General features: G+C 43.7%; 5 protein-coding genes and 1 pseudogene. 3 read left to right on the forward strand and 3 right to left on the reverse strand.

The features are described from left to right. Positions 1–842 (reverse strand): transglycosylase domain-containing protein (locus tag ACXAC4_RS19685; RefSeq protein WP_475164892.1); only part of this gene is annotated, 842 nt, incomplete at its 3' end. Positions 843–957: 115 nt separating this feature from the next. Here ACXAC4_RS19685 and ACXAC4_RS19690 point away from each other — a divergent pair. Then, positions 958–1,299, forward strand: coding sequence for a Rieske (2Fe-2S) protein (locus ACXAC4_RS19690; RefSeq protein WP_475061981.1), 342 nt, complete (start codon positions 958–960; stop codon positions 1,297–1,299). A gap of 59 nt (positions 1,300–1,358) precedes the next feature. Continuing rightward, positions 1,359–1,808, forward strand: coding sequence for a MarR family winged helix-turn-helix transcriptional regulator (locus ACXAC4_RS19695; protein WP_475061979.1), 450 nt, complete (start codon positions 1,359–1,361; stop codon positions 1,806–1,808). Here ACXAC4_RS19695 and ACXAC4_RS19700 read toward each other — a convergent pair. Both ACXAC4_RS19700 and ACXAC4_RS19705 read right to left on the reverse strand, forming a co-directional pair. Beyond that, positions 1,798–2,436, reverse strand: coding sequence for an HD domain-containing protein (locus tag ACXAC4_RS19700; RefSeq protein WP_475061977.1), 639 nt, complete (start codon positions 2,434–2,436; stop codon positions 1,798–1,800). The genes ACXAC4_RS19695 and ACXAC4_RS19700 overlap by 11 nt on opposite strands. After that, positions 2,436–3,689, reverse strand: a complete 1,254-nt coding sequence (locus ACXAC4_RS19705; RefSeq protein WP_475164894.1) for a putative bifunctional diguanylate cyclase/phosphodiesterase — start codon at positions 3,687–3,689, stop codon at positions 2,436–2,438. Before ACXAC4_RS19705 ends, ACXAC4_RS19700 begins: the two co-directional genes overlap by 1 nt. Positions 3,690–4,032: 343 nt before the next feature. Between ACXAC4_RS19705 and eda the strand changes: the two are divergent. Continuing rightward, a pseudogene (gene eda, locus ACXAC4_RS19710) lies at positions 4,033–4,500 on the forward strand (bifunctional 4-hydroxy-2-oxoglutarate aldolase/2-dehydro-3-deoxy-phosphogluconate aldolase); the annotation flags it as partial. Positions 4,501–4,539: the final 39 nt, after the last annotated feature.

Consider the following 4,539-nt stretch of genomic DNA (forward strand, 5'->3'; position numbering starts at 1 on the left):
TGAGCCAAATACACTTCATTGATGTAGGCAGTAATAATGTCTTCTTTGCTGTAGCGGTACTCAAGTAGCAACGCCATGAACACTTCTGTAATTTTTCTGGAATAGGTTCTATCTGACGTCAGAAACATATTTTTGATCAATTGTTGCGTCAGCGTTGAACCACCTTGACGTCGACTTCCTGAGCTCAAGTTGACCCAGGCTGCTCGCGCAATGCCAGTAAAAGAAATGCCAAAGTGGGAAAAAAACTCTCGGTCTTCAGTAATGGTCAAAATATCAATCAGACTTTTCGGGATTTCTTCAAAGACCAGTATGTCTCGGTTTTCAGTGTTACCACCATACAAGTAACCGATCTTTTGAGGTTCAAGTGTGGCGGTACGATAGCGTTTCCCCGAAACATCTTGAATCTGTAGTGTGCCATTGGTAAAGGAGAATATACGCCTTGAGGCTGGGTGATACCCCGTATGGTCCATATAATCTCGAAGATGAGCACTGACCTTGGTTTGACTTCTAGCTGCCCAACCTATTTTCTGGCTATTTTTTCCGAAGCGATAACCATAATCCATCAATACTTGTTCAAGGTCTTGCTTACGCCATGGGGCTCCGTCTAACAAAACCAGTGGCGCACTGTACACTTCGGAAGGCACTTGCCATTTCTGCCCTTCAAAGCGCGCCACAACTTGTTTATCTAGCCACCATATCCAAACGGCGAAAGGGATACTGAATAGTATCACTAGTAGTAACAGCCATTTACTCAAGCGCTTTAGGAACGAGGGCTTTTTCCCTTTGTTTTTACGTTGAGTAGAGACGCTTTTGGAAGTTTTTGAGGAGGCTTTTTTAGTCATAGGGCGGAGTATAAAGAGCATCAACGCTATCAGCAATTCAAGAAGACTAACCTATGACTTTATTTTCAAAATCGATACACTTTAACGTTATAAAATATAAAAAAGGACGAGCACTTTGTGGAAATTAAGTCAGTTACAGTCAGATACCATCAATGCGCTTAAAGATCGCCAATGCATTGCTATTGAGGTCGCCTGTCTGAAGCTGGTTATATTTAACCTTCATGGTCAACGGTTTGCTTTTCGAAACCGCTGCCCGCATCAAAACAAAAAACTGCTCACTGATCAGTCACACTGTTTTGATGAAACCTTTTCACTCATTGAATGTCCATTACATGGCGCACAGTTTTTACCTTCATCTGGTACCTGTGTTTCAGGACCATGCCTGGGCGACAAACTCGAACGATACCAATTCATTAAGCAGGATGGTGAGCTCTTTTTATCAAGGCCAGAGCATTGAGAACTCCTTAAAGGCTCCGATTCAATCCATTTATACTAGACAAAACAATAAATAAAACCATGGCAAAATTTGAACGCGATATACAAACAGCATTAATTGGTATCATTTCCGGCTTAAAGCATGCAATGAGATATGCCATGAACGACAGCGACATTCCCCTGTCGCCTTTGTATTTTATTATTCTTAAGATGATTCATGATCACCCTAACTGTACACCGATGCTCATTGCTCATCGCTGTGGACGAGATAAAGGGCAAGTCACTCGTTTGGTCAAAGAGCTAGAGTCGCAGTCCATGGTAGAACGATTCCCAAACCCCGAAGACAAACGCAGCTTTTTCCTTCGTTTAACAGAACAAGGCAAAACCTGCTTTGGAACGTTAGAACGTTATGATATCGATGCATTAGAAGCCATGACTCATGGCTTAACTGACGAGCAACTTCAGCACTTCTTAGACATTGCTAACATTATGAGTGAGAACTTAAGCTTGTACCAAAAATCTACTCACTGATCTCTGAGGCCAATTGATCGAGGAAAGTTCGCATAAATTGGGTGCGGCGCTGCGCCTCTTGACGGCCGCTCGAAGTTTGAAATGTACTCTCTAAATTCAAAAGCTTTTTGTAAAAGTGATCGATTGTATAAAGAAGGTCATTAGGCTCACGCTCTACGCAAAAAGGGTCCAATGCCTCGTAGAGACTACGGTCAAGGCGTCCACCCACCATCATACATCTAGCGATACCGATCGCACCAAGAGCATCCAAGCGATCAGCATCTTGAACCACCTTTGCTTCAAGCGTTCGAGGGGTCACTTGTGCGCTGTAGCTGTGGGTAACAATGGCATGTTGAATGGCACAAATATTAGCGCTATCAACCCCCAGCTGTTTTAGAAACGGCTCTGCTTTTGTCGCTGAGTCAAACGATGCTTGCGCTCTTTTAGGGTCATCCTTTGGATAATTTACTAGGTCGTGTAGCCATGCAGCCGCCACAACAATGAGAACATCCGCCCCTTCTTGTAGTGCAAGTTTTTTGCTCTGATGCACCACTCGCCCCAGATGCGCCAGATCATGAGCGCTATCCTGCTCCATCTCATCAACTAAATAAACTTTGCACGCTTGCTCTAACGTATCTAAGGTTAACATTATATGGTCTCAGTGTTGGCTTCGATCCATTGATCATACCATTGCGGCACTTGCTCTGCTGGCATCGGTCGAGAAATATAATACCCTTGGCCAAGCTCACAGCCTAAATGAATCAGTCGTTCCATGTGCTCATATGTCTCTACCCCTTCTGCAATCACATCTAAGGAGAAAGCCTCTGCGAAGCCTATTACCCCTTTAATGATGGCTAAATCGCTCTTATCTTCTAGCATATCCCTGACAAAACCATGATCAATCTTAAGTACATCAACCGGCAACTCTTTTAAATGACTCAAAGTTGAGTACCCCGTACCAAAATCATCCAGCGACACACGAATACCCAACACTTTACAAGCCTCAATCACAGCAGATACTTTAGCTAGATCTTCAATGGCACTGGTTTCTAATATTTCCAGCTCTAGCCGCATCACGATTTCTTTCGGGAATTGTCCTAGTAGCTCGCGCAACTCAGGAATAAAAGAAGTCTGCTGTAGCTGATAACCCGCAATATTTACACTAACACATGGGCAAATTTCTAATGAGCCCCAAGCCTGCATTTGTTCTAATGCCGTTTGGATAACCCAAAAACCCACTTTTAATTCAAGCGCCTGATTTGTCATGGCAGGAAGAAACGCAGTGGGAGGCAACACCCCTTGATCAGGATGTAGCCAACGTATTAATGCTTCATAACCGATTACTTCTTGGGTACGCATATTCACTTTCGGCTGATAGTACAAACGTAACTGCCCCTGATCAAAAGCGCTTTGTAATTCATCATAAAAACGGTGCTGCTCAACTAAAATATCTTCTTGGCTTAGGTCGAAGGCTTTTAGTCGATTTCGACCGCTTATTTTCGCCTGGTACATAGCCTGATCTGCCTGTCGAATCAGTTGATCAGCTTCTACTACGCGCTTTTGCGGATAATACGTCACACCAATACTGGCACTTATATGAAGCGTTACACCAGATACTTTAAAAGGTTCTGCTAAAGCGACCAAGAGAGCCTGCAGTCGAGAGTCGACTTCTGTTCGCTCACCTGAAATGGGGAGAATTAGGACAAACTCATCTCCTCCAAATCTTGCTACAACAGAATCCTCACTTAAGGTTGCCTTCATGCGTTGAGCAACACTGACTCGTGGCGGGTCTCCCGTCTCATGACCAAACGTATCGTCCACTTCCTTAAAGCCATCTAAGTCCAAGAAAGAAAGCGCAAAGTGCGTTCCATAAACTGACGCATTTTGGATTTTAATATCCAATGTATTGGTTAAGTTGGTATCGATCAGGCAACCCAGTTAATGCATCAAAATAAGCAATATGTTCTAACTGCTCTTCATTGCGCTTTTGGCGGGGGTAATGTCTGAAAATAAAGAAATGTAATGACTAACCTCCCCCTCTGAATCATTTACAGCAACAACCGTCAAATTCTGAGCGTAAATGTTACCGTCTTTTCTTCTATTCCATATCTCCCCTTCCCAAGGTGCTGATCTCTTGACACTGCACGAGGAACTTAACCTTAGCAATACGTAACTGAACGAAGCAACAAGAACATCATTTGCTAAGGTTAACGACGGTTAGATTCACCTCTTACACAGCACCTACGCTGTACCGTTAGCAAAAGCGTTATATAACGGTGGTCTAAAAGCACTAGAAATTACCCTTCGCACACCGGTGGCGGCAGAAGCGGTAAAGCTAATGAAAGAAGCAGTACCAGAAGCTTATGTCGGCACAGGTACTGTGATTGATAAAGCAACATTCGAAGCATCAGTAGCAGCAGGTGCTGACTTCATGGTGAGTCCTGGTGTAAATGATGAGCTTTTAGCGCTAGCTAAAGAAACTGACATTCCGTTCTTACCGGGTGCAGCAACGCCAAGTGAAGTGATGAATTTAGCATCACATGGTTTCAAGTTTTTAAAATTCTTCCCTGCAGAAGCTGCAGGTGGCGCACCAATGCTTAAGTCAATTGGTGGTCCATTACCACAAGTTAAATTCTGCCCAACAGGTGGTATTAGCTTAGCAACTGCACCTAAGTACCTAGCCTTAAATAACGTCGTGTGTGTTGGCGGTACAGGTGCTGTGTAAGAGGTGAATCTAACCGTCGTTAACCTT

This window comes from Pseudoalteromonas sp. AWM4_233 (assembly GCF_056158285.1).